A 24,066-nucleotide genomic window follows, 5' to 3' on the forward strand; every position below is an offset into this window, starting at 1 on the left:
TTATTATTTCTTATTTTAACTGACACATCAAAAAATGAAGTGCACCCGAGTTTACTCAAATATAATGAAATTAAGATTTTAGTGCCGTTTCTATAGCGCTTCCAAAAAGCTCTTTTAAACTAATACCCGCTTTTTCTGCTTGTTGAGGTAAAATACTGGCTTCACTTAATCCCGGCGTAGTATTCATTTCAATAAAATGAGGTTCATTGTTATGAAAAATAAATTCTGATCTCGTAAAACCTTTCATTTTTAATTTTCGGTAAATATGCTTAGCGAGCTCTTGTACTTTTTCTGTCTGCTCGTCTGATATTCTTGCAGGTGTAATTTCTTCAGATTTCCCCAAATATTTAGCTTCATAATCAAAGAACTCGTTTTCTGAGACGATCTCCGTAACCGGTAATGCCAAGATCTCACCTTTGTATGTAATTACTCCAACAGAAACTTCTGTACCATCTAGAAAAGATTCTATAATGATCTCATCATCTTCTTTGAAAGCAGTTTGAATAGCCTGCTCTATTTCATTTTCATGTTTTACCTTTGTAATCCCAAAACTGCTTCCAGCTTTATTAGCTTTTACAAAACAAGGTAGCCCTACTGCCTCAATGATCTCGTTTGTATCAACATCATCACCTTTATTCAGAAAATAATTGGCAGCAGTATCTATTCCGTAGGGTTTAATAACGCTAATAAGGTCTCTTTTATTAAAAGTAAGAGCAGCCTGATAGAAATCACAAGAAGTTTGTGGAATTCCTACAAGTTCTAAATAGGCCTGTAGCAATCCATTTTCACCCGGAGTTCCATGAATTGTGTTAAAAACGCAATCAAAAGCAATGGTAGTATCATTAATTTTTACAGTAAAGTCGCTGCGGTTTATGGGGTAAGGAGTATCGTTATCTGCAATTACAAACCATTCATTTTGCATGATATGAACGCGATAAGGTTCATATAAATTACGATCCAGATTTTTGTAAACTACATTTCCACTGTTAATAGAAATACGATATTCACTCGAAAACCCGCCCATAGCGATGGCAACTTTTTTCTTCATATTAAATAATACTGCTTGATTTACGTTTACAAAAATATGACTATTCCAGAGTGCTACCAAAACCGTGGCGTTTTTATATCTTTGCGTATTATTAAGAATCTATGGGCCTATTTAAATTTATCTTCAGCAAGACCTTTGTAATTCAATTGGTGCTTGCCGTAATAGTACTTGTGGTACTAGCTTTTCTAACTATGAAATGGTTAGACCTATCTACAAATCAAGATCAGCGAATCGAGGTTCCGGATCTTGCAAAGTTATCTTTGGATAAGGTAGAAACTAAATTAGAAGAATTAGATCTTCGTTATGAGATCTTAGATTCTGCTAACTTTAACCCAGATTATCCTAGGTACTCTGTAATAGACCAAGTGCCCCTTGCAGGAAAGTTTGTAAAGGAAAATAGAAAGATCTATATAAATTTGAATCCTTCGGGGTATAGAAAAATTGAGGTGCCAGATCTTATTAGAAGAACCAGACGCCAAGCAGAACCTACTTTAAGATCTTTAGGTTTTACCATAGGAGATGTAACATATAAGCCAGACATCGCTAAAGATGCTGTTCTAGAATTAAGACATAAGGGAGCATTGCTAAAACCAGGTACAGAATTAATGAAAACTTCTGTAATAGATCTGGTTCTTGGAGATGGCTCTGGATATTATTCAGGTTCTACTGATGAAGATGATACTTTAAACGTGGAAGAACCTGCAACACAAATAGATGAAAATGACGAATTCTAATACAGATCCAGAATTAGAAACTCAGGACGATGATCTTTACGAACATCATAAATTTACTGCAGACAAGGGGCAACAACCTTTACGCGTAGATAAATATTTGATGAATTACATCGAGAATGCTACCAGAAATAAAATTCAGAAGGCGGCGAAAGATGGAAATATCTATGTGAACAGCGTAGTAGTAAAATCAAATTACAAAGTAAAACCGGGAGATGTAGTGCAGGTAATGTTCGAGCATCCTCCATATGAATTTTTACTTACTCCAGAAGATATTCCTCTAAACATAGTTTACGAAGATGATTCTTTAATGGTGATTAATAAACCAGCAGGAATGGTGGTGCATCCAGGTCACGGAAATTATAGTGGCACCCTTATTAATGCCTTGATTTTTCATATAGATAATCTGCCTAATAACAGTAGCGAAAGACCTGGTTTGGTGCACAGAATAGATAAAGATACCAGCGGACTTTTGGTTATTGCTAAAACAGAAACAGCGATGACGCATCTTGCCAAGCAGTTCTTTAAGAAAACGAGTTCTAGAGAATACGTGGCATTGGTATGGGGTAATATCGAGGAAGAAGAAGGAGTTATAGAAGGAAATATTGGAAGGCATCCAAAGAATAGATTACAAAACACAGTTTATATAGGAGACCAGGAAAACGAAGGAAAACCTGCAGTTACTCACTTTAAAGTGTTGGAACGTTTTGGTTACGTAACCTTGGTTTCTTGTAAGTTAGAAACCGGTAGGACTCACCAGATAAGAGTGCACATGAAATTTATTGGGCACACCTTATTTAATGATGAGCGCTATGGGGGCGAGAGAATTCTGAAGGGTACTACCTTTACAAAATATAAACAGTTTGTAGATAATTGTTTCAAGATCTTACCTCGCCAGGCACTACATGCAAAAACTTTGGGCTTTGTTCATCCTGTTACACAAGAATGGATGAGTTTTGATTCTGAAATACCAGAAGATATGACAAAGTGCATAGAGAAATGGCGTAATTATTCTAAGAATCAGAAAGATTTTATAGACGAGGAGTAGGGCGTGCCCCCAATAAAAATTGGGGTCGGGTTTTCGGCAGTCGCTTCCCGATATAAGATCGGTAGAGCTCCAACAAAGCCTCAATCCCTCACGCAAATAACTTTCATCAATAGCCGTATTGAAAATGAATAAATTTCAGGCTTGAAAACTTACTATTACAATGCTATTTTTGTGCAACGCATATTAATAGCATTTTTTTTATTTAAAAGCATTCTATGAAAATTGTACTATCACCCGCTAAAAGTCTAGATTTTGAAAGTAAACTCCCAACTACAAGAGGAACGCAACCTCAGTTTTTGGATACCACTATTAAGATTAATAAAAAGCTATCTCGCCAAACCAAAAATGAGTTGATGGACTTGATGAGCATCAGTGAGAAACTGGCAGATCTAAATTATGGCAGATATAAAGATTTTCAAGAAGATCATACCAAAGAAAATTCCCGCCCCGCAATGTATGCTTTTGATGGTGATGTGTATTCAGGTTTAGATGCATATACCATCCCATCAGAGAAGTTAGATGCATTACAAAATAAATTAAGAATTCTTTCTGGGCTATATGGTATCTTAAGACCGCTAGATCTTATGCAACCTTATAGACTGGAGATGGGAACTTCTATTGGAATAGAAAGAAATGATACTCTTTATGAAGTATGGCAGACTAAAATTACAGATAGTTTAAATAAGGAGATGGAGGAGAATGAGCTTTTTATAAATCTTGCTAGTAATGAATATTTTAAAGCGGTAGCTGCTAAAAAATTAAAGGCAGAAGTTATTACGCCTGTTTTTAAAGATCTTAAGAATGGAAAGTTGAAGATCATTAGTTTTTTTGCAAAGAAAGCAAGAGGAGCTATGGTTAGATATATTATAGATAAAGATGTAGAAACCATAGAGCAGCTAAAATCTTTTGATTATGAAGGGTATAGATATAGCGAGAATGAATCTCCAAATGATAAAGAGTTAGTCTTTACTAGATAAGATAATTTTAATTTTAGATTTTAAAACCACCATTTTGGTGGTTTTTTTATTTTAACAATTTAATAGGTGTAAAGCCCTATAAATATTATTGTATCAGCTATTATTTTAATAACTTTCAAAATCTTATTTTTTTAACATAAATAGTCATCTTATAATGAAAATAAAAAAGGTTTTAGTAGCGAATAGAGGAGAAATTGCCATCAGAATATTTAGGGCTTGTACAGAAATTGGTCTTAAAACTGTTGGTGTTTATACCTTTGAAGACAGATATTCTCTCCATCGCTATAAAGCAGATGAATCTTACCAGATTGGTGAAGACAACGATCCGCTTAAACCTTATTTAAATATAAAGGCAATTGTTCAAATTGCTAAAAAGAATGGTGTAGATGCCATTCATCCCGGATACGGTTTTTTATCAGAAAATGCTGAATTCGCTCAAGCCTGTGAAGATAACGACATCATTTTTATCGGACCAAAAGTTTCAGTTTTAAAATCTTTAGGAGATAAAGTAAAAGCCAAAGAGGTGGCGGTTGCCAATAATGTTCCAATTATAGAAAGCAATAAAGAAGAGCTTAATAATATTGAAACCGCGGTAATAGAAGCCAAAAGAATTGGATATCCTGTAATGCTAAAAGCTGCTTCCGGAGGTGGAGGTAGAGGAATGCGTGTTATTAGAGATGAAGAGCAATTAAGATCTGCTTTTCCAGAATCTAAAAGAGAAGCTGGAAATGCCTTTGGAGATGATACCGTATTTATTGAGAAATTTGTTGAAAATCCAAAGCATATAGAAATTCAAATTGTTGCAGATAATCATGGTAACATGGTGCACCTATTTGAGCGGGATTGTTCGGTGCAACGCAGGTATCAAAAAGTAATAGAATTTGCTCCTTCTTTAGGCTTAGATCAGGATACTAAAGAGAAGTTATATGATTATGCATTAAAAATATGCGGCGCAGTAAACTATAATAATATAGGAACTGTGGAATTTTTAGTGGAAGATGGACAGATCTTCTTTATCGAGGTAAATCCAAGAATTCAAGTAGAGCATACCGTTACAGAGATCATTACCAATATTGATCTTGTAAAAACTCAAGTATTCATTGCGGGAGGATATAAATTAAGCGATGAACAAATAAAAATTGGAAATCAGGATAGCGTAAAAATCAATGGATATGCGCTTCAATGTAGAATAACCACAGAAGATCCAAGCAACGATTTTAAACCAGATTATGGTACCATAACCACGTATAGAAGTGCCTCCGGATTCGGAATTAGATTAGATGCGGGTAGTGTTTATCAAGGGGTTACTATTTCTCCATTTTTCGATTCTATGCTAGTAAAAGTTTCAGCTAGTAGTAGAACTTTAGACGGTGCTTGCAGAAAAATGAGACGAGCGCTGGCAGAATTTAGAGTGCGAGGGGTAATGACCAATATGGCTTTTCTAGACAATATTCTAGCACATCCAACTTTTCGAGAAGGGAAGGTTACCGTTAATTTTATAAAAGACAATCCGGAGCTTTTCAAAATAAAAGAAACTAGGAATAGAGCTACTAAACTAGTGAACTTCTTAGGCGATATCACTGTAAATGGAAATCCGGATGTAAAGGTAGTAGATCACAATAAAAAGTTCTTAATTCCGAAAGTTCCAAAGTTCGATGAATATGGAGCATATCCAAAAGGAACAAAAGATCTTCTTACAGAATATGGTCCTGAAAAATTCTCACGTTGGTTAAGGCATCAAAATGAAGTGAAATTCACAGACACTACCATGAGAGATGCGCATCAAAGTTTATTGGCAACCAGAATGCGAACTCATGATATGATGAAGGTTGCAGAAGGTTTCGCAAAAAATCATTCCAACATTTTTAGTATGGAAGTTTGGGGCGGTGCTACATTTGACGTTTGCTTAAGATTTTTAAAAGAAAATCCTTGGGAGCGATTAAGAATGCTTCGAGAAGCAATGCCAAATGTATTGTTGCAAATGTTGTTAAGAGGTTCTAATGGTGTTGGTTATACCGCTTATCCAGATAATTTAATTGAAAGATTTGTTACCGAATCTTGGGAAAATGGCGTAGATGTTTTTAGAATTTTCGATTCTTTGAACTGGATGAAATCTATAGAACCATGCATTAAATATGTAAGAGAAACTACAGGAGGATTAGCAGAGGCTTCTATATGTTATACAGGAGACATTTTAGATATTAGTAATACTAAATATACTTTAGAGTATTATGTGTCTTTAGCAAAACAAATGGAAGATGCCGGTGCTCATATTCTTGGAATTAAAGATATGGCTGGTATTTTAAAACCTTATGCAGCAGAAGAATTGATCTACGCGTTAAAATCAAGGATCAATATACCTATACACCTTCACACACACGATACTTCATCCATTCAGGCGGCAACATATCTAAAAGCTATAGAAGCGGGCGTAGATGTAGTAGATGTTGCTTTAGGTGGACTTTCCGGCTTAACATCGCAGCCAAATTTCAACTCTATAGTAGAAATGATGAAATTCCAGAGTCGCGCTGCAGATTTTGATATGGACAAACTAAACGAATATTCTCATTATTGGGAAGCTACCAGAAGTTATTATTATCCTTTTGAAAGCGGACTTAAAGCTGGATCTGCCGATGTTTATAAAAATGAAATTCCCGGCGGACAGTATTCTAATTTGAAACCACAGGCTGAATCTTTAGGACTTTCAGATAGATTCTATGAGATCACCCAAATGTATTCTAAGGTGAATGATCTTTTTGGCGATATTATTAAAGTTACACCAAGCTCAAAAGTGGTTGGAGATATGGCGCAATATCTTGTGAGTAATAATCTTACTATTGAAGATGTATTGGAAAGAGGTGAAAATATTTCTTTTCCACAATCTGTGAAGAGTTTCTTTAAAGGAGATCTTGGGCAACCTGTAGGTGGTTTTCCGGAGAAGATTCAGAAGATCGTTCTAAAAGATGAAAAACCATATACAGAACGACCAAATGCGCATATGGAACCTATAAATTTCGAAGAAGAATTTAAAGAATTCGAAAATACTTTTGGTGAGGGAATGGGTAGAAAACTAGATATTACAGATTTCCTTTCTTATAAATTATATCCAAAGGTATATACAGATGCTTATAATCATCACAAAGAATACGGAAATGTGCTTAGCATTCCAACTAAAAATTTCTTCTATGGGTTAGAGCCTGGTGAGGAGATCATCGTAGAAATGGATAAAGGAAAAACCTTATTGATTCAGTTATTATCTGCTGGAGAAGCTAATAGCGATGGTATGGTAGATGTTTTCTTCAAGGTAAACGGACAAACAAGAGCTGTTCAAGTTCAGGATAAATCTATTAAAGTAGAAAAGGTTGTTCATCAAAAAATAGATAAGAATAACGAAAAGGAAATAGGTGCCCCATTACAGGGATCACTTTCTACAATTTTGGTAAAACCTGGTCAGAAGGTTAAAAAGAACGAGCCTTTATTTATTATTGAAGCTATGAAAATGGAAACTACTATTACTGCTCATTCAGAAGGAGAAGTGAGTCATGTAGTGCTAAAAGAAGGATTAATGGTATTCTCGGATGATCTGGTAGTGGTTATGAAATAAACTTTAGTGAGTAGAATTGAAGATATGAAGAAGGAGGAAATGTTTCATCATCAACATCCTTACGGAAAATTTATTCCGAAGGGAGCCAAAAAATTAATAGTTGGAACCTTACCACCACCAAGATTCACAACTGGAGAACTTAAAGAAGGAGATGTAGATTTTTGCTATGGCAGCAGAGATGGTCTCCTTTGGCCAATTCTGAATAAATTATTCGATCTTGATCTTAAATTTGAAAATACTGCTGAAGCTGTTTTGCAAAGAAAAGAATTCTTGAATAGAGAAAAGATTGGTATATGCGATGTTGTAGAAAGTAGTAGGAGAGATAAAATAGACGCATCAGATCTCGGAATGCAATATCCGGAACTTAGAGATATGATAAGTATTTTAAGAGAAAATAAAAATGTTGAAACCCTCTTATTTACAGGAGGAAATAGCAAGAACGGACCCGAATATTTCTTTAGAAGACATTTAAAAGATAGTTACCCAGATATTAAGTTAAAATTCATTTCTAAAGAAGTACCGAGAATTCATCAATTCTTGCTGGATGGAAGATTGATAAATACAGTTTCTTTAACCGCTCCTTCAGGTTCTGCAAATAGAGCAGTTGGCGGAATGGATCTTTATAAAAAGATGAAAAAGCAAAACCCTGAATTCAATACTATTGATTTCAGGGTTTTACAATATAAAGGGTACTTTTAATAGAAAAGAACTTTAAAACTATTGAAGTTCTCTTTTATCCTGATCTGCAAGCGTAGTAGGTTTTACTTTAAATTTTTTTCTTTTTGGTCTCAATTTTCCGTGAGTTCCAAGTGCAATTTTTCCACGTTTCGTTTTCTTATCGCCTCTACCCATTATTATTTTTTATTTTGTTGTTCTTTGATGGTTTTATCATCAATATCAACTTTATTTGTTTCGATATTTCTATTTCCGGTTAGATTCGTAGGATTTTTTTGTTCCTCTTTTCTTTCAAATTTCTTTTCCATAACTAGTTGAGTTTATTATTCTTTATAAAGTTAAGAGTAATGTCTCTTAATTTCTATTAAAGCGGTGTTACAATTAGGTTAAAGGTCTTATTGAAGAAACAAAATCAGAAATATGCTCTGTACCATTCTTATCGAAATGTTTTATAAAGGCGCTTCCAATAATTGCACCTTTCGCAAATTTTGTAGCTTGAGAAAAGGTTTCATGATCGCTAATTCCAAATCCAACTATTTGTGGATTCTCTAAATTCATTTTTGAAATTCTTTCGAAATATTTGGTGGTTTCTTCACCAAATCCTTTGCTAGAACCGGTAACGCTCGCGCTACTTACCATATAAATAAAGCCGTTAGAAACAGAATCTATAAATCTAATTCGCTCTTCTGAAGTTTGAGGAGTGATCAGGAAGATATTAATAAGTCCGTATTTTTCAAAAATAGCTTTGTATTTTTCTGAATACACATCTACCGGAAGGTCTGGAATGATCAAACCATCAACCCCCACTTCTTTACACTTTTTGCAGAATTCTTCAATCCCGTACTGTAAGATCGGATTGAAATATCCCATGATGATCAATGGAATTTCAACAGAACTTCTAATGTTTTTTATCTGACTGAAAAGTTTTTGAGTGGTCATTCCATTCTTTAAAGCTTTAGTGGAGCTTTCTTGAATGGTGGGCCCATCAGCTAAAGGATCACTAAAAGGAAGTCCGATCTCTATAAAATCTACTCCGCTTTTCTCCAGATCTTGAATGATCTGAACAGAATCTTCTAATTCTGGGTAACCTGCACTAAAATATATAGATAGAAGTTTTTTATCTTCTTTTAATTTTTGATTAATTCGATTCATGTGGTTTGTTTAAATTCTTTAAATATTGAAGTTTAAGGAGTGCTTTCTATAAATTGAAATAATCTATATAAGTACTAAGATCTTTATCTCCTCTACCCGAAAGATTCACTACAACAATATCATCTTCTTTAAATTTTCGAGTTTCAAAGATCGCTAAAGCGTGTGATGTTTCTATAGCCGGAATAATTCCTTCTAACTTAGCAAGTTCAATTCCTGCTTTCATTGCATCATCATCGGTAATAGAAATAAATTCACCTCTTCCTGTTCTGAACAAATTAGCATGCATAGGGCCAACTCCTGGATAATCTAAGCCAGCTGAAATTGAATATGGCTCTGTGATCTGTCCATCATCGGTTTGCATCAACAAAGTTTTACTTCCATGAATAATACCTTCTTTTCCCAAAGCTGAGGTTGCAGCACTTTCTCCTGTGTAAATTCCTTTTCCTGCTGCTTCTACGGCGATAATTCCAACCTCCGGATTGTCTAAATAATGAAAATAGATCCCTGCGGCATTACTTCCACCACCAACACACGCCACTACATAATCTGGAGCTTCTCTATCTTCTTTTTCTTTTAGCTGAACTTTAATTTCTTCCGAGATCACGCTCTGAAACCGTGCAACCATATCCGGATAAGGATGAGGTCCCACTACAGAACCAATAATATAATGCGTGTCTACCGGATTATTAATCCAATCTCGTATCGCTTCATTGGTAGCATCTTTCAGTGTTTTACTTCCAGATTTTGCAGGAATTACTGTAGCGCCTAGCATCTTCATTCTGGCAACATTAGGAGCTTGGCGAGCAATATCTACTTCTCCCATATACACAATACATTCAATTCCCATCAACGCACAAACCGTAGCAGTTGCTACACCATGCTGACCAGCGCCTGTTTCTGCAATAATTCTATTTTTTCCCAATCTCTTTGCCATTAAGATCTGGCCAATGGTATTATTAACCTTGTGCGCTCCGGTATGACAAAGATCTTCACGTTTTAGATAGATCTTTGTCTTGTATTTTTTACTCAATCTCTCTGCGAAATAGAGTGGAGTAGGACGACCCACATAATCTTTCAGCAAAGCTTTGAATTCTTTCTGAAAAGATTCTTCTTTCATGATCTCTAAATATCTAGATCTAAGTTCTTCCACGTTTGGATACAGCATTTCCGGGATGTATGCACCACCAAAATCACCGTAATATCCTTTTTCATTAGCTTGATATGTCATTTTTCTTGATCTTTTTCTTTTTGAACTTTTATTTTATTTGCTGAAGCTGTTTTTGAAATTCAAATACCTGTTCAGCATTTTTATTTCCAGGTGAATTTTCAAATTTGCTATTCACATCTACTGCGTATAACAATTCTGATTTATTCTCCTTCTGAAAATAAGTATGTAATGATCGTATTTCTTCAATCTCTTCCAACCCAATTCCGCCGCTTAAGAAAAATGGCGTTTGAGAAGGATATTCTTTCAGTACATTCCAATTGAAAACCATTCCGTTGCCACCTTTGTTCTTTCCTTTGGTATCAAATAAAAAGAAATCTACAATGCCTTCATAAGATGCTAATTCTTCAAAATTGAAGCTTTCTTTTATGGAAAACACCTTTATTATTTCTATTTCATTATTCAATGCCGACTTTAATTCTTTACAAAATACTGAAGATTCTTCTCCGTGTAATTGAATCGCTTTTAGTTTATAATCGTGAGCTTTTTTAAGAATGAAATCTAATGTTGCATTTACAAAAACGCCTGTTCTTTTAATTTCTGAAGCAATATCCGGAATATCATTTTCTACAAATCTTGGTGATTTTTCATAAAATATCAAACCCATATAATCGGGTTTCAAATTTGAAACGTCAAGAATATTCTCAGTTTCCCGCATTCCGCATACCTTGAGTTTCATCTTATTGATTTAAAGTATTGATAAAACTTGTTGCGGCTTCGCCTGGATCGTTTGTTTTCATAAAATTCTCGCCTATTAGAAAACCTTGATATCCATAATTTTTTAGATCTTGAATAGCTTCTACAGAACTAATTCCGCTTTCCGAAACCTTTACAAAATCTGATGGAATTTTTTCTGACAGACTTTTGCTGATATCGGTGCTTACCTCAAAAGTTTTAAGGTTTCTATTATTCACACCCAACATATCTAAGCTCGGCATGATAGATTTCTCTAACTCTTCTAAATTATGAACTTCTAACAATACGTCCAATTCTAAACTCTTGGCCAATTCTGAAAGGTTTTTGATCTCCTCGCGAGATAATATGGCAGCGATTAACAAAATTACATCGGCACCATGAGCTTTTGCTTCTAAGATCTGATATTCATCTATGATAAACTCTTTTCTTAAAAGAGGCATTTTAACCGATGCTCTAGCTAAAATAAGATCGTCTAAAGAGCCTCCAAAATATTTTGAATCGGTTAAAACAGACATTCCGCAAACTCCTGCATTTTCATAGCCTCTTGCAACATCCTGCACATTCAGATCTTGATTGATGACAGATTTTGAAGGGGATCTTCTTTTATGCTCTGCAATAATCCCAGATTTGCTGTTCTTTAAAGCGGTTGCAAGAGAATTGGTATTTCTATTGAATAGCGGATACTTTGTAAGTTGACTGGAAGTGATAAGTTGCTTTTTTAAAGCTACTTCTTGTCTTTTATCTGCTATGATTTTATCTAAAATATTCATGATGCAATTTTAATTAAAACTTAGAATGTTCACTTAAAGCTTGAAGTTTTTTGAGTGCTTCTAATCCTTTTCCGTTTAATAAAGATTCTTTTGCCAGCTCAAATCCTTCTCTTGGAGATAGATCTTTAGATGTTGCAATGGCCATTCCTGCATTAGCACAAACCACATTATTTTGAGCTTCTGTCCCTTTACCTTTCAAAATATTGGTAAATATAATTGCTGAACTTTCTATAGAGCCACCACCGGCAATTTCATTTGCTTTTAATTGAGAAACCCCAAAATCTGATGCTTCTAACATTCTTTCTGAATTATTGGAAATTACTTTAGTAGCTCCTGTAAGCGAGATCTCGTCATATCCATCTAAAGAGTGTAGAATAGTAAAATTCTTATCGGTGTTCTGATATAGGTACCCGTACATTCTTGCTAATTCTAAATTGAAAACTCCCACCAATTGATTCTTCGGAAATGCAGGATTTACCATAGGGCCTAGCATATTAAAGAATGTTTTTACGGCTAATGATTTTCTGATTGGCGCAACATTTTTCATTGCCGGGTGAAATAAAGGAGCGTGTAAAACACAAATTCCGGCTTCTGCAATACACTTTTCTAAGAATTCTGAGTTGCTGCTAAATTTAATGCCTAAATATTCCATGACGTTAGAACTTCCGCTTACAGAAGAAACTCCGTAATTACCGTGTTTTGCAACATTCACTCCGGCACCAGCGGTTATAAAGGATGAAAGCGTAGAAATATTAAATGAATCTTTTCCATCGCCCCCGGTTCCGCAAAGGTCTATTGGGTTATATGCTTTAAGATCTACCGAAAGGCAAAGATCTAAAAGCGCATCTCTAAAGCCTTCCAGTTCTTCTATGGTAATACTGCGCATCATATACACCGTTAAAAAAGCAGCGATCTGACTTTCGTTGTATTCTCCATTCGAGATGTTCACCAAAGCTTTTCTGGCTTCTTCTTTAGAAATGGTTTCGTGATTTATAAGTCTGTTTAAAAGTTCTTTCATGATATTTTATATTATAGACCCCTCAACTCCGCTCGGGGTGGCATCTTAAATTGGTACGTTATGCTAAATTTGTTTCACCAACTCTTGATATGCTAACTATTAACCCAATTCTTGATCATCTTTTTTCCATCTGGCGTTAAAACCGATTCTGGATGAAATTGTACTCCTTTTACATCAAAATCTCTGTGACGTAAAGACATTACTTGTCCGTTCTCATCATACGAAGTTGCAATTAAACAATCTGGCAGGTTAGGAGCCACCACCCAAGAATGATATCTCCCTACTAAAAACTCTTTATCTAAACCGGCAAACAAGATCTCATCATCTACACAAGTTTTGATCTTTGTGGCAATACCGTGATAAACAGCATCTAAATTGATTAAACTACCACCAAATACCTCACCAATTGCTTGTTGCCCAAGGCAAACGCCCAAAATACTTTTGGTAGGTGCATATTTTTCTACAATAGCTTTTAGCAAACCGGCTTCATCTGGAATTCCGGGACCTGGAGAAAGTAAGATCTTATCATAATCTTCAGCATCTTCCAAGCTTAATTCGTTATTTCGAAGCACGGTTACTTCGCAGTCTAATTCTTCCAGATAATGCACCAAATTGTACACAAAAGAATCATAATTATCTATGACCAATATTTTTTTCATTTCTTTCTTTTTGCGTTAGGGATTGAGGTTTTGCGGAGCTCTACCGGTGTTAACCGGGAAGCGACTACCGAAAGCCCGACCCAAAGGGGAACGCCCTAATTATATTTCTTCTGCTAATTCTAAGGCTTTAGACAATGCGCCTAATTTGTTATACACTTCTTGCAATTCATTTTCTTCTTTAGATTCTGACACGATTCCTGCGCCAGCCTGATAATGAAGTTGATGATTTTTACTCACGAAGGATCTGATGATTATGGCATGGTTGAAATCTCCATTGAAATCCATAAACCCAATGGCACCACCGTAGGCACTTCTATTTACATTTTCATATTTTTCTATAAGCGTCATGGCGCTGTGTTTTGGAGCACCACTCAAAGTTCCTGCAGGAAAGGTGTCTGCAACCAACTGCATGGTTGCGGTATCTTTATTTTTAACACCTGTAACTTTGCTTACCAAATGAATAACGTGCGAAAAGAATTGAACTTCTCTATATTTTTCCACTTTTACGCCACTGCTATGGCGACTAAGATCGTTTCTGGCAAGATCTACCAACATTACATGCTCTGCATTCTCTTTTTCATCTGCGGCCAACTCTTTAGCTAAAATGGCATCTTGCTCATCATTTCCGGTTCTTTTAAAGGTTCCTGCAATTGGATGAATTTCTGCCTGACCATTATTTACCACTAATTGCGCTTCTGGAGAACTTCCGAAGATCTTGAAATTACCATAGTCAAAATAAAACAAGTAAGGAGAAGGATTTACATTTCTAAGCGCACGATATACATTGAATTCATCGCCTTTAAATTTTTGAGAAAATCTTCTGGAAAGCACTAATTGGAATACATCTCCACGCTGACAATGCTTTTTACCCAGTTTTACATTCTCGATAAACTCATCATCGGTAAGATTGGAAGTTGGCTCTTCTTGTCGGGTGAAATTATAGGTTGCAAAATTCTTTACTTTAAGCAGTTGCTCGATTTCTTCTAAATTGCTTTCAGTATCATAATTATGATCGAAAATGTAAGCCTCGTTCTTAAAGTGATTGATGGCAATGATGTTCTGATAAACCGCGTAATAAATATCAGGTATCTCTAAATTCCTTTTTTTCTTGCTGATTTTGACATCTTCAAAATATTGAACTCCGTCATAAGCGATGTATCCAAAAAGTCCATTATTTATAAATTTGAAATCTGATCTTTCAGCCTTAAAATTTTGAGAGAACGCTTGAATTACTTCCGGAATATTTGTGTTGGATTCTATATTTTCCGAAGTAGTGCTGCCATCAGGAAAGGTTCTAAAAATAGTATTATTTTCTACTTTTATGGATGCAATTGGGTTACAGCAGATATAGGAAAAGCTATTATCGTTAGCGTGATAATCGCTACTTTCCAGTAAGAGACTATTAGGATATTTATCTCGAATCTTTAAATAGATGCTTACTGGCGTAATGGTATCTGCAAGTAACTTTTTATAGGTAGTATTTAATTGAAACATATTTTTTGAAAATTAGGAATAAAAAAAAGGCTTGTCGTGAGACAAGCCTTTTTGTATATAATATTATACTATAGGAGTGTTAGTTCACGACGTTTTGACGTAAATTATTCCACCACCAAGTATGTACAGTTAAATTTTTCATTTCGCCAAATATAAGTATGATATTTTTAATGACAAAGAATTTTAAGTTTTTGATTTAAAGAAATTAAAAACCGACTAAAGTACAGTAGACGGTTTTCATTTTTATTCTCTTGAAACTTAGAATTTAAGATCTACATCAAGATCAAAATTATCATAGATGGTTTTATCTCCTAAATTATCAAAGAAACTTCCAGAACCATAACGTACATCATATTTAGATCTATCTATAGATAGGGTAGTAGATGCAGCATCTTCAGAATATTTAAGATCGAAAGTTATTGGGTGTGTTTCGTTTTTGATGGTAAGATTACCAACAACTCCATACATTCCATTTCCTTTTGAAGCAACGCTAGTAAAAACTAATTTAGAAGTTGGGTATTTTTCAATTCCGAAAAAATCTTCAGATTTTAAATGCCCTTCTAATTTTTGTTTGCTTTCTCCTTCAAGGTCGGTATTTTTTAGGGAGGTCATATCGATAGTGAATTCACCACCCACAAGTTTTCCATCTTCAACCATAAGATGTCCCTCTTTAAATTGAAGAGTTCCGCTATGCTCACCAGTAACTTTCTTTCCTGTCCAAACTACAGTACTAGATTTTACATCGATTTGTTTTTTAATGCTGGTAAAAGCAACGGTACTTAATACGATTACTGAAGCTAAAGCTCCTTTTAATAAATTCTTTTTCATAACAATTTTTATATTTTTGGTTTATACAGTAGTAAATAAATCTTCCTTACTTTTTCTAACTTTTGCCGCAAATTGAGTTTGATCTTCAGCACTTCTAAATCCTACGGTAGCAATAGTAGCCGCAGTTAGATTTTTTTCTTTTAGACCTAAGATCTCATCAAATTCTGAAGCATCAAATCCTTCCATAGGACACACGTCTATTTTAAAATTTGCAGCTGCAGAGAGCAGGTTACCTAAAGCTATATAAGATTGTTTAGCAGCCCATTGAGATTGTTCTTCAGAACTAAGTTGCAATATGGTATTTTTGATCATGTCTTTAAACCCACTAAGGTCTTCTACATTGATATTTCTGGTATCAGCAATATTCTTCATATAGGCATCAACATAGTTTTCATCTACGCTTGTCATATTAGCAAAAACCAATACATGTGAAGCATCTGTTAATTGTGATTGATTCCAAGCTGATGCTTTTAATTTTTCCTGAACTTCAGGATTGTCTACCACGATAACCTCGTAAGGTTGTAGTCCGTATGATGAAGCTGAAAGCTGAATGGCTTCTAGAAGAAAGTCTAATTCTTCTTGAGATATTCTTTTATTCGCATCAAACTGTTTTGTGGCATAACGCCAGTTTAAATTTTCAATATAATTTTTCATAGCAATTTTTTTATTTTCTTAATTTTTCAAGCAATATTGTAAGAGTTTCAATTTCTGAAGCGCTTAGATTGTCCGTAGAAGTTTCCTCAGATATTACAACTACAGGATCAATTTCGGCCAATAATGCTAAGCCTCTATCTGTAATTGTGATTTCTACCTTTCTTCTGTTCTTTTTACACGTAATCCTTTCTACCAACCCTTTTGTAATTAATTTATCTACTAATCGGGTAGTATTACTCATTTTACTTACCATCTTATTCTGAATAGTACTCAAGTTTGCAGGTTTGCCCTTTTGTCCGCGTAGAATTCTCAGAACATTGAACTGAGGAATACTCAATCCAAATGGTTTTAAGGTCTCCGCAACTTCTTCATTAAGTTGATTGGCTGTCATCAATAAACTTAGAATCACTCTGCGAGCCGCAGGAGAATTTTTTAGCGTATTGATATCTTCTTGTTTCATAATTGTTTGTACAACATTTGTATGTACAAATATATATTTAAATATGAGTTAAAAGCTAAAAGCTTTGTTAAATTTTGAGAGCAAGCCTTTGGAAAGTAGTTAAGTATACCAATTGCCAAGAGAACTGAGAGAAATTCAGCAATTTTTAAAAGTTCTTAATGGTAGCTTAAGATCTTTATTTTAATGCTAAAATCTTATATTTACTTTAAATTAGAACAATTAACAAAATAAAATATAGATGAAGAATTTAACTCAAGATCAATGGAAAGAGGCATTGGATAGTGATCAAAATGCTCAAATATTAGATGTTAGAACAGAGGAAGAATTTATTGAAGGTTACATTCCTAATGCGAAGAATATTGATATTTATAAGGGTCAGGAATTTTTAGATGATATTAATAAATTAGATAAGTCTAAGAACTATTATGTGTATTGCAGATCTGGAGCGAGAAGTGCTCAGGCATGTGCTCTTATGAATGAGAATGGAATAGAAAATGCTTACAATCTGATGGGTGGAATTACCGATTGGGAAGGCGATATTAAGAAATAATTTATTTATGCCCTCTACTCTTGTTGAAAATTCTAAAGATTAGAGGGCTTTTTTATGCGAGAAATCTAGGGGATACTTCATTTTGATATAATTTTTTTAAGTTTAGATCGTTATTTGATAATAAATAAGAGGTAAATAATGACAGAAATAATATATTTACCCCTTTCATTTTAATAGAAACAACCCCATTTATGAATAAAAAAATACTTAGCCTATTTATAGGTTTAATGGCCCTAACCGTTTCAACCTCACAAGCTCAAGAGTTTAAGTTAGGATTAAAAGGAGGTATAAATAGATCCTTTGGTGGTGAAATTGATGCAAATGATTCTAATAATCCGGGCAGATATACAGATGAAACGTTTACCCCAGATGGCAAGATCGGGTTTCATGTGGGAGGATGGGCGCAAGTTAATTTCGGGAAATTTTTTGTAAGACCAGAATTGGTTTATTCTGAAGTGAAATCTGAATATGTATTTCCCGGAAGCACTTCTCTTTATGAAGTTACAGAATTTAGTGTTCCTTTACTAGTTGGTTATAATGTTTGGGGGCCTTTAGATATTTATGCGGGCCCGGCATATAAGAATATTATAGATGCTACGATGGAAAAGTTAGAACCTGTTAATGATCCACCTCAAGTGGTTGTACAAAATACTCCCTTTACTGCTCAGGTAGGTGCTAAAGTAGAATTTGGAAGTTTTGGTTTAGATGTACGATATGAAAAATCTTTATCTAGTGCAGATATTCAAGGTGTAGATTTTTTGAATGATGGAGTTATTGGAGGTATAAATAGAGCAGATATTACAGATGGAAGGTATGATCAATTAATTGTGAGTTTGACCTTTAAGTTATTTGATACAGCCAATAAAAATAAGCGAAGAAGAAGAGGTGGAAGTTGTTACTTCTAGATTTCTTAAATGTATTGTATAAAAAAAAGGATCATTAAATTAATGGTCCTTTTTTTTGTGCAATAAGTTCAAATTATTTTGAACTATTTTTGATATTTTTCTGAAGTTATCTCGGCTATTTTTACAATAACCGCCATTGCCTTTTGCATGCTTTCTACAGGAACATATTCAAATCTACCATGAAAATTATGTCCACCAGCAAAAATATTTGGACAAGGTAAACCCATAAAACTTAATTGAGAACCATCTGTTCCACCTCGTATAGGTTTAATAAGCGGTGCTATGTCTAAAGCTTTCATTGCTTCTTCTGCAATATCTACTATATGCATTACAGGTTGAATTTTCTCACTCATGTTGAAATATTGATCCTTAATTTCAACTTTAATGATCTCATCTTCATGTTGAATATTGATCTCTTCTACAAGATCCTGTATCATTTCTTTTCTAGCCTCGAAGTGGGCTTTGTCATGATCTCTAATGATATATTTTAATTTGGTTTCTTCCACATCTCCTTTAATATCGGTAAGGTGAAAAAATCCTTGTCTATCCTCAGTATGCTCAGGTGTTTCTAGTCTTGGTAAAGAGTTGATGAAATCTTGAGCTATATACATGCTATTGATCATCTTATCTTTTGCATAACCAGGATGAACTATTTTACCTTTTATAGTAACTACCGCTCCGGCAGCATTAAAATTCTCATATTCTAATTCGCCAATCTGACTGCCATCCATGGTATATGCCCATTCAGCTCCAAATTTTTCAACATCAAATTTATGAGCACCTCTACCTATTTCTTCATCTGGCGTAAAACCAATTCGTATTTTACCATGTGGGATCTGCGGATTATTTACCAAATATTCCATTGCTGAAACTATCTCGGTTATTCCAGCTTTATCATCGGCTCCTAACAATGTTGTACCATCTGTGGTGATTATCGTCTGCCCTTTATATTGTAAAAGATCTTCAAAATAATCTGGAGAAAGTATGATGTCTAGCTCCTTATTTAAAACAATGTCTTTCCCCTCATAATCTTCTATGATCTGAGGTTTTACATTGGTACCGGTAAAATCTGGTGACGTATCAAAATGTGAAATAAAACCAATAACCGGAACTTCAAAATTTACATTAGAAGGTAAGGTTGCCATGATATATGCATGTTCATCTATTTCCACATCCTGTAAACCTATTAGCTTTAATTCTTCTACTAGCTTATTTGCAAGGTCCCATTGTTTTTTTGTGCTTGGAGTACTATCACTTTCGTGATCACTTTGAGTATCTACAGTAACGTAGCTAACAAATCTGTCTATTATTTTATTTTTAGAAATCATTGTTTCTGTAAGTTTTTTTATTTATTTGAAATTGTATTTTGAATTAAACACTTCATACCACAAAAGTCATTTCAAAAATAACAACTTAAAAAGAGATTCTAGGTAAGGAGCGTTTATTTTTTAAAGCTGAGTCCAAATTATCTAGCATCAAGCTTTAAGAATAATAGTGTAGCGCCTAATAAAAATTTAATAGCTATTAAACTATTACATCAGAATGATAAGTGTTTTTCAAATTAATCTATTTTTGCACAAACCTATCTGTTATGTATAAGTCGGTTATAAGACCTTTGCTTTTTCAATTTGATCCTGAAAAGGTTCACTATTTTACTTTTGATGCACTAAGAATTCTAGCCAAGATCCCGGGAATATCTTCTTTCCTGAAAAATAAATTTCAGCGAGAGGATAAAAGATTAGAGCGAGAAGTCTTCGGTATAAAATTTAAAAATCCGGTTGGACTCGCTGCAGGTTTTGATAAAGATGCCAAATTATATAAAGAATTGGATTCTCTAGGATTTGGATTTATTGAAATAGGAACTGTTACTCCAAAAGCTCAATCTGGAAATGAGAAAACAAGATTGTTTAGATTGAAGGAAGACAATGCCATTATAAATAGGATGGGTTTTAATAATGAAGGTGTAAAAGCTGCAGTTTCCAGATTAAGAAAGAATAAAGATGTACTTATTGGTGGAAATATAGGCAAGAATAAAATTACTCCAAATGAAGATGCTGTAAATGATTATGTGATATGTTTTGATGCGTTATTTGATCATGTAGATTATTTTGTTGTAAATGTAAGTTCCCCAAATACTCCAAATTTACGAGCGCTTCAGGATAAAGAGCCATTAAAAAAGCTATTGAATACACTTCAGATAAAGAATAAGAGTCGGGAAAATTCTAAACCTATACTTTTAAAGATAGCTCCAGATCTTACAGAAGAGCAGCTTTTAGATATCATTGAAATTGTAAACGAAACAGGGATTGCTGGAGTAATAGCTACTAATACTACCATATCTCGAGAAGGTCTTACTTCTGAAAATAAGAAAGAGATGGGTGGAATGAGTGGGAAACCTTTAAAAAATAGGTCTACCGAAGTGATTAGATTTTTGTCTCAAAATAGCAATCAATCCTTTCCGATAATTGGGGTGGGAGGAATACATTCTGCTAAAGATGCTGTAGAAAAAATAGAAGCAGGTGCTTCTTTAGTACAGCTTTATACAGGATTTATTTACGAAGGCCCGGCGCTTATAAAAAGTATTAACGAGGCTATTTTAGCTAAAGGTCTATAAAATCTATATAATTTTGCTTTTACAGATCATACCTTTTTTAACTGCATCTATCTTGCTCACTCTTTCTCCGGGACCAGATATAATTTATGTATTGGTACAGAGCATGACTAATGGTAAAAAAGCGGGTATTATGACAGCTTTAGGTTTAGTATCTGGTATTTTGATACATACCAGCTTAGTTGCTTTTGGAGTTTCTGCGATTATAAAAGAATCTGAAACTCTTTTTTGGATCATCAAAATATTTGGAGCCGGTTATTTATTCTATCTAGCCTATAAAGTTTACGGCAGTGACGGAGGTATTAAAATAGAGTCTTCAAAAAAGTTACCAACTAGGAAAATTGCTTTGCTAAAACAAGGTTTTATAATGAATGTTTTAAATCCGAAAGTAACTATTTTCTTTCTTGCATTCTTTCCGGGGTTTCTGTGGGATACGGAGGGAAATACTGTTCTTCAATTCTATATTCTAGGCTTTTTATTTATGATTCAAGCAATGATCATCTTTGGGTTAATAGCATTGATATCGGGGAAGATCTCAAAATATCTTTTACAGCATCCTAGATCTGGAGTAATTTTAAAATGGATACAAGTTGTTGTTTTTATAGCAATTGGTGTCTTGATTTTAATATAAAACAGTTTGAATCTACGTATAGTGAGTATCTAATTCTATAGTTGAATTCAGATATCTTCATTTTTCCTATCCTATTTTTATATAATACCTAAAATACTATCTTTGAAGTATGGATAAAATAAAACTTATAGAATGTCCGCGAGATGCCATGCAAGGCATTAAATCATTCATTCCAACAAAGACTAAGATTCAATATATTCAGGCATTGTTAAGATGTGGATTTGATACCTTAGATTTTGGAAGTTTTGTTTCTCCTAAAGCAATTCCGCAAATGGTAGACACTGCTGAGGTTCTTGCAGGTTTAGATCTTTCTAAGACCCAAAGTAAACTTCTTGCAATTATAGCAAATACACGAGGTGCAGTGGATGCAGCATCTCATAAAGAAATAAAATATTTGGGCTATCCTTTCTCCATTTCAGAGAATTTCCAAATGCGGAACACCCATAAAACTATAGCAGAATCTGTAGAAACTCTAAAGGAAATTTTAGATATCGCTCATAAAAATGATAAAGAGGTAGTAGCTTATCTCTCTATGGGATTTGGTAATCCATATGGCGATCCTTGGAATGTGGAGATCGTTGCAGAGTGGACGGAAAAAATGGCGGCTATGGGTGTGAGTATTCTTTCGCTCTCAGATACTGTAGGTACCAGCACTCCAGATATCATCTCGTATCTATTTTCTAACCTCATTCCTGCATACCCAAACATAGAATTTGGTGCTCACTTACATACCACACCAACTACATGGCATGAGAAAATAGATGCAGCTTATATGGCAGGATGCCATAGATTTGATGGAGCTATCCAAGGCTTTGGAGGTTGCCCTATGGCTAAAGATGATCTTACAGGAAATATGCCTACAGAGAAAATGCTCTCTTACTTTAATGCTAAAAAGGCCGACTCTAACGTGAGAATGGGAAGTTTTGAGTCTGCTTATAATGAAGCTACCAAGATTTTTACGGTGCATCATTAATATTCTCTATTTACTACTTATCTCAAATAGATTTATATTATTTAAATTAAGTCTAAATAATATTTGCAGAATAGAAATTCGAGCTTATCTTTGCGGCTGAAAATCAATTTTATTTTTAATCAGTCTTAATAAGCTTTCATGAAAAAATTCGCCCTAATAGCATTTGCAGCAGGTTTAACATTAAGCTCGTGCAGTTCAGATGATGATGTAGCTGTAACTACAGAGAACCCAATAATTATTCCACAGAATTATACCTTTGAAAGAGGTACTTCTTCAACCGTAAATTATGAAGGACAAACAACCAGACTAGAGATGTCTGCAGAGTTGTTAGCATCCTTCAATGATTTTGATAATGCTTCTGAGCAGACATTAGCTAATATGTTTTCCAATGAAAATGCTCCTTTTTCTTCTGCGGCGTTAAATGCTTCTTCAAAAAGCATCAAATCTAAAGTAGCGGCATCAACTTTATATTTTTCTGCAAATACTGTAGAGAGCGCTATGATCAAAAATGATTTTGATGGGTTTATTCAAGAGCAAATGAACGTTGTAAAGAGTAATAAAGATCAATTAGCAGAACCGGGAAAAGCCGGTCAGGTAGCATCCGGGTCTAAGGAGCGTTATGTAAATGGGAAAGGTCTTGAATTAAATCAGGCTTTTGCAAAAAGTTTAATTGGAGGTTTAGTTCTAGATCAGATACTTAATAATTACTTATCTACAGGTGTTTTAGATGAGGGAGATAACAGGATGAATAATAAGGCAGAAATTGTAGAAGAGGGAACCAATTATACCACTATGGAGCATAAATGGGATGAAGCTTATGGGTATCTATATGGAAATCCATCCATACCAAGTTCAGATCCAAATTCAGTTTTGAATGAAAGTGATGATCATTTGTTATTCAATTATTTGGGAGAAGTTGATGGCGATGAAGATTTTTCAGGTTTAGCTAGCAGTACGTTTGAAGCTTTCAAAAAAGGGAGAGCTGCAATTGTTGCTGAAGATTATGCGCAGAGAGATCTTCAGGCAGAGATTATTAAAGAGAATCTGTCTAAAGTTATAGCGGTTAGAGCAGTTCATTATTTACAAGGTGGTAAAAATGATCTAGCGGAGCAAAACTATGGTTCTGCATTTCATGCCCTTTCTGAAGGATACGGATTTATCTACAGCTTAAGATTTACGAATAATCCTGTTACCAACATGCCATATATCACAAAGGCTCAAGTAGATTCTTATAAGGAGCAATTATTGGCTGGAAATGGATTTTGGGATGTAAATGCAGCTACGTTAGATACCATATCAGAAGAAATAGCTTCAGCATTTGGATTTAGTGTAATGGAAGCCGCTGAATAATAACAAT

25 protein-coding genes are annotated in these 24,066 nt (G+C 34.4%); 11 read left to right on the top strand and 14 right to left on the bottom strand.

The features are described from left to right. Nucleotides 1-70: 70 nt before the first annotated feature. Nucleotides 71-1,048, bottom strand: a complete 978-nt coding sequence (locus P163_RS07145; protein ID WP_034889083.1) for a D-alanine--D-alanine ligase — start codon at nt 1,046-1,048, stop codon at nt 71-73. 101 nt (nt 1,049-1,149) lie between these two features. Here P163_RS07145 and P163_RS07150 point away from each other — a divergent pair, with 101 nt between their 5' ends. The 5 genes from P163_RS07150 (at nt 1,150) to P163_RS07170 (ending at nt 8,107) form a co-directional block, all read left to right on the top strand. Then, a complete protein-coding gene (locus P163_RS07150) occupies nt 1,150-1,782 on the top strand; it encodes a PASTA domain-containing protein (protein ID WP_034889085.1) in 633 nt (210 codons plus the stop codon). After that, nucleotides 1,769-2,827, top strand: a complete 1,059-nt coding sequence (locus P163_RS07155) for an RluA family pseudouridine synthase (RefSeq protein WP_034894063.1) — start codon at nt 1,769-1,771, stop codon at nt 2,825-2,827. The genes P163_RS07150 and P163_RS07155 overlap by 14 nt, the downstream gene beginning before the upstream one ends. A gap of 215 nt (nt 2,828-3,042) precedes the next feature. Beyond that, nucleotides 3,043-3,804 carry a peroxide stress protein YaaA gene (gene yaaA, locus P163_RS07160; protein ID WP_034889087.1) on the top strand — a complete coding sequence of 254 codons (762 nt, stop codon included), beginning with the start codon at nt 3,043-3,045 and terminating at the stop codon, nt 3,802-3,804. A 154-nt stretch (nt 3,805-3,958) separates the two neighbouring features. Continuing rightward, entirely contained in the window at nt 3,959-7,408 is a 3,450-nt protein-coding gene (locus P163_RS07165; RefSeq protein WP_034889088.1) for a pyruvate carboxylase, read from the top strand. 39 nt (nt 7,409-7,447) lie between these two features. Beyond that, nucleotides 7,448-8,107, top strand: coding sequence for a uracil-DNA glycosylase family protein (locus P163_RS07170; protein ID WP_034894066.1), 660 nt, complete (start codon nt 7,448-7,450; stop codon nt 8,105-8,107). Nucleotides 8,108-8,125: 18 nt separating this feature from the next. Here the strand turns inward: P163_RS07170 and P163_RS18115 are convergent, their stop codons facing one another. The 12 genes from P163_RS18115 to P163_RS07220 form a co-directional block, all read right to left on the bottom strand. Then, nucleotides 8,126-8,260 carry a 30S ribosomal protein THX gene (locus P163_RS18115; protein ID WP_081891310.1) on the bottom strand — a complete coding sequence of 45 codons (135 nt, stop codon included), beginning with the start codon at nt 8,258-8,260 and terminating at the stop codon, nt 8,126-8,128. Between the two features lie 2 nt (nt 8,261-8,262). Next, nucleotides 8,263-8,391, bottom strand: a complete 129-nt coding sequence (locus P163_RS18720) for a hypothetical protein (protein WP_262489655.1) — start codon at nt 8,389-8,391, stop codon at nt 8,263-8,265. 73 nt (nt 8,392-8,464) lie between these two features. After that, a complete protein-coding gene (gene trpA, locus P163_RS07175) occupies nt 8,465-9,235 on the bottom strand; it encodes a tryptophan synthase subunit alpha (RefSeq protein ID WP_034889090.1) in 771 nt (256 codons plus the stop codon). 46 nt (nt 9,236-9,281) lie between these two features. Further along, nucleotides 9,282-10,463, bottom strand: a complete 1,182-nt coding sequence (gene trpB, locus P163_RS07180; protein WP_034889092.1) for a tryptophan synthase subunit beta — start codon at nt 10,461-10,463, stop codon at nt 9,282-9,284. A 28-nt stretch (nt 10,464-10,491) separates the two neighbouring features. Further along, nucleotides 10,492-11,139 (bottom strand): phosphoribosylanthranilate isomerase, encoded by a 648-nt coding sequence (locus P163_RS07185; RefSeq protein ID WP_034889094.1) that lies wholly within the window; start codon nt 11,137-11,139, stop codon nt 10,492-10,494. A 1-nt stretch (nt 11,140) separates the two neighbouring features. Then, complete coding sequence (trpC, locus tag P163_RS07190) at nt 11,141-11,926, bottom strand: indole-3-glycerol phosphate synthase TrpC (protein WP_034889096.1); 786 nt, start codon at nt 11,924-11,926, stop codon at nt 11,141-11,143. Nucleotides 11,927-11,939: 13 nt separating this feature from the next. After that, entirely contained in the window at nt 11,940-12,944 is a 1,005-nt protein-coding gene (gene trpD, locus P163_RS07195) for an anthranilate phosphoribosyltransferase (RefSeq protein ID WP_034889098.1), read from the bottom strand. A gap of 92 nt (nt 12,945-13,036) precedes the next feature. After that, on the bottom strand, nt 13,037-13,603 hold the full coding sequence (locus P163_RS07200; RefSeq protein ID WP_034889100.1) for an anthranilate synthase component II: 567 nt from the start codon (nt 13,601-13,603) through the stop codon (nt 13,037-13,039). Nucleotides 13,604-13,702: 99 nt separating this feature from the next. Next, nucleotides 13,703-15,097, bottom strand: a complete 1,395-nt coding sequence (locus P163_RS07205) for an anthranilate synthase component I family protein (protein WP_034889102.1) — start codon at nt 15,095-15,097, stop codon at nt 13,703-13,705. Between the two features lie 258 nt (nt 15,098-15,355). After that, a complete protein-coding gene (locus P163_RS07210; protein WP_034889104.1) occupies nt 15,356-15,925 on the bottom strand; it encodes a YceI family protein in 570 nt (189 codons plus the stop codon). A 21-nt stretch (nt 15,926-15,946) separates the two neighbouring features. After that, nucleotides 15,947-16,579, bottom strand: coding sequence for an NAD(P)H-dependent oxidoreductase (locus P163_RS07215; RefSeq protein ID WP_034889106.1), 633 nt, complete (start codon nt 16,577-16,579; stop codon nt 15,947-15,949). A gap of 10 nt (nt 16,580-16,589) precedes the next feature. Continuing rightward, nucleotides 16,590-17,039 carry a MarR family winged helix-turn-helix transcriptional regulator gene (locus P163_RS07220; RefSeq protein WP_034889108.1) on the bottom strand — a complete coding sequence of 150 codons (450 nt, stop codon included), beginning with the start codon at nt 17,037-17,039 and terminating at the stop codon, nt 16,590-16,592. A 238-nt stretch (nt 17,040-17,277) separates the two neighbouring features. Between P163_RS07220 and P163_RS07225 the strand changes: the two genes are divergently transcribed. After that, nucleotides 17,278-17,589, top strand: coding sequence for a rhodanese-like domain-containing protein (locus tag P163_RS07225; protein WP_034889110.1), 312 nt, complete (start codon nt 17,278-17,280; stop codon nt 17,587-17,589). A 191-nt stretch (nt 17,590-17,780) separates the two neighbouring features. Beyond that, nucleotides 17,781-18,494: an outer membrane beta-barrel protein gene (locus tag P163_RS07230; protein WP_034889112.1), complete on the top strand. Its 714-nt coding sequence runs from the start codon at nt 17,781-17,783 to the stop codon at nt 18,492-18,494. A gap of 83 nt (nt 18,495-18,577) precedes the next feature. Here the strand turns inward: P163_RS07230 and pepT are convergent, their stop codons facing one another. Continuing rightward, nucleotides 18,578-19,822, bottom strand: a complete 1,245-nt coding sequence (gene pepT, locus P163_RS07235) for a peptidase T (RefSeq protein ID WP_034889114.1) — start codon at nt 19,820-19,822, stop codon at nt 18,578-18,580. Nucleotides 19,823-20,085: 263 nt separating this feature from the next. On the opposite strand from pepT, the gene P163_RS07240 reads away from it, so the two are divergent. From P163_RS07240 to P163_RS07255, 4 genes are all read left to right on the top strand, one after another. Further along, a complete protein-coding gene (locus tag P163_RS07240; RefSeq protein WP_034889116.1) occupies nt 20,086-21,108 on the top strand; it encodes a quinone-dependent dihydroorotate dehydrogenase in 1,023 nt (340 codons plus the stop codon). 13 nt (nt 21,109-21,121) lie between these two features. Beyond that, nucleotides 21,122-21,736, top strand: coding sequence for a LysE family translocator (locus P163_RS07245; RefSeq protein WP_034889118.1), 615 nt, complete (start codon nt 21,122-21,124; stop codon nt 21,734-21,736). Nucleotides 21,737-21,845: 109 nt separating this feature from the next. Beyond that, entirely contained in the window at nt 21,846-22,709 is an 864-nt protein-coding gene (locus tag P163_RS07250) for a hydroxymethylglutaryl-CoA lyase (protein ID WP_034889121.1), read from the top strand. Between the two features lie 138 nt (nt 22,710-22,847). Further along, nucleotides 22,848-24,059, top strand: a complete 1,212-nt coding sequence (locus P163_RS07255; protein ID WP_034889123.1) for a DUF4856 domain-containing protein — start codon at nt 22,848-22,850, stop codon at nt 24,057-24,059. Nucleotides 24,060-24,066 lie beyond the last annotated feature (7 nt).

This window comes from Gillisia sp. Hel_I_29 (genome assembly GCF_000744275.1).
GTDB lineage: Bacteria > Bacteroidota > Bacteroidia > Flavobacteriales > Flavobacteriaceae > Gillisia.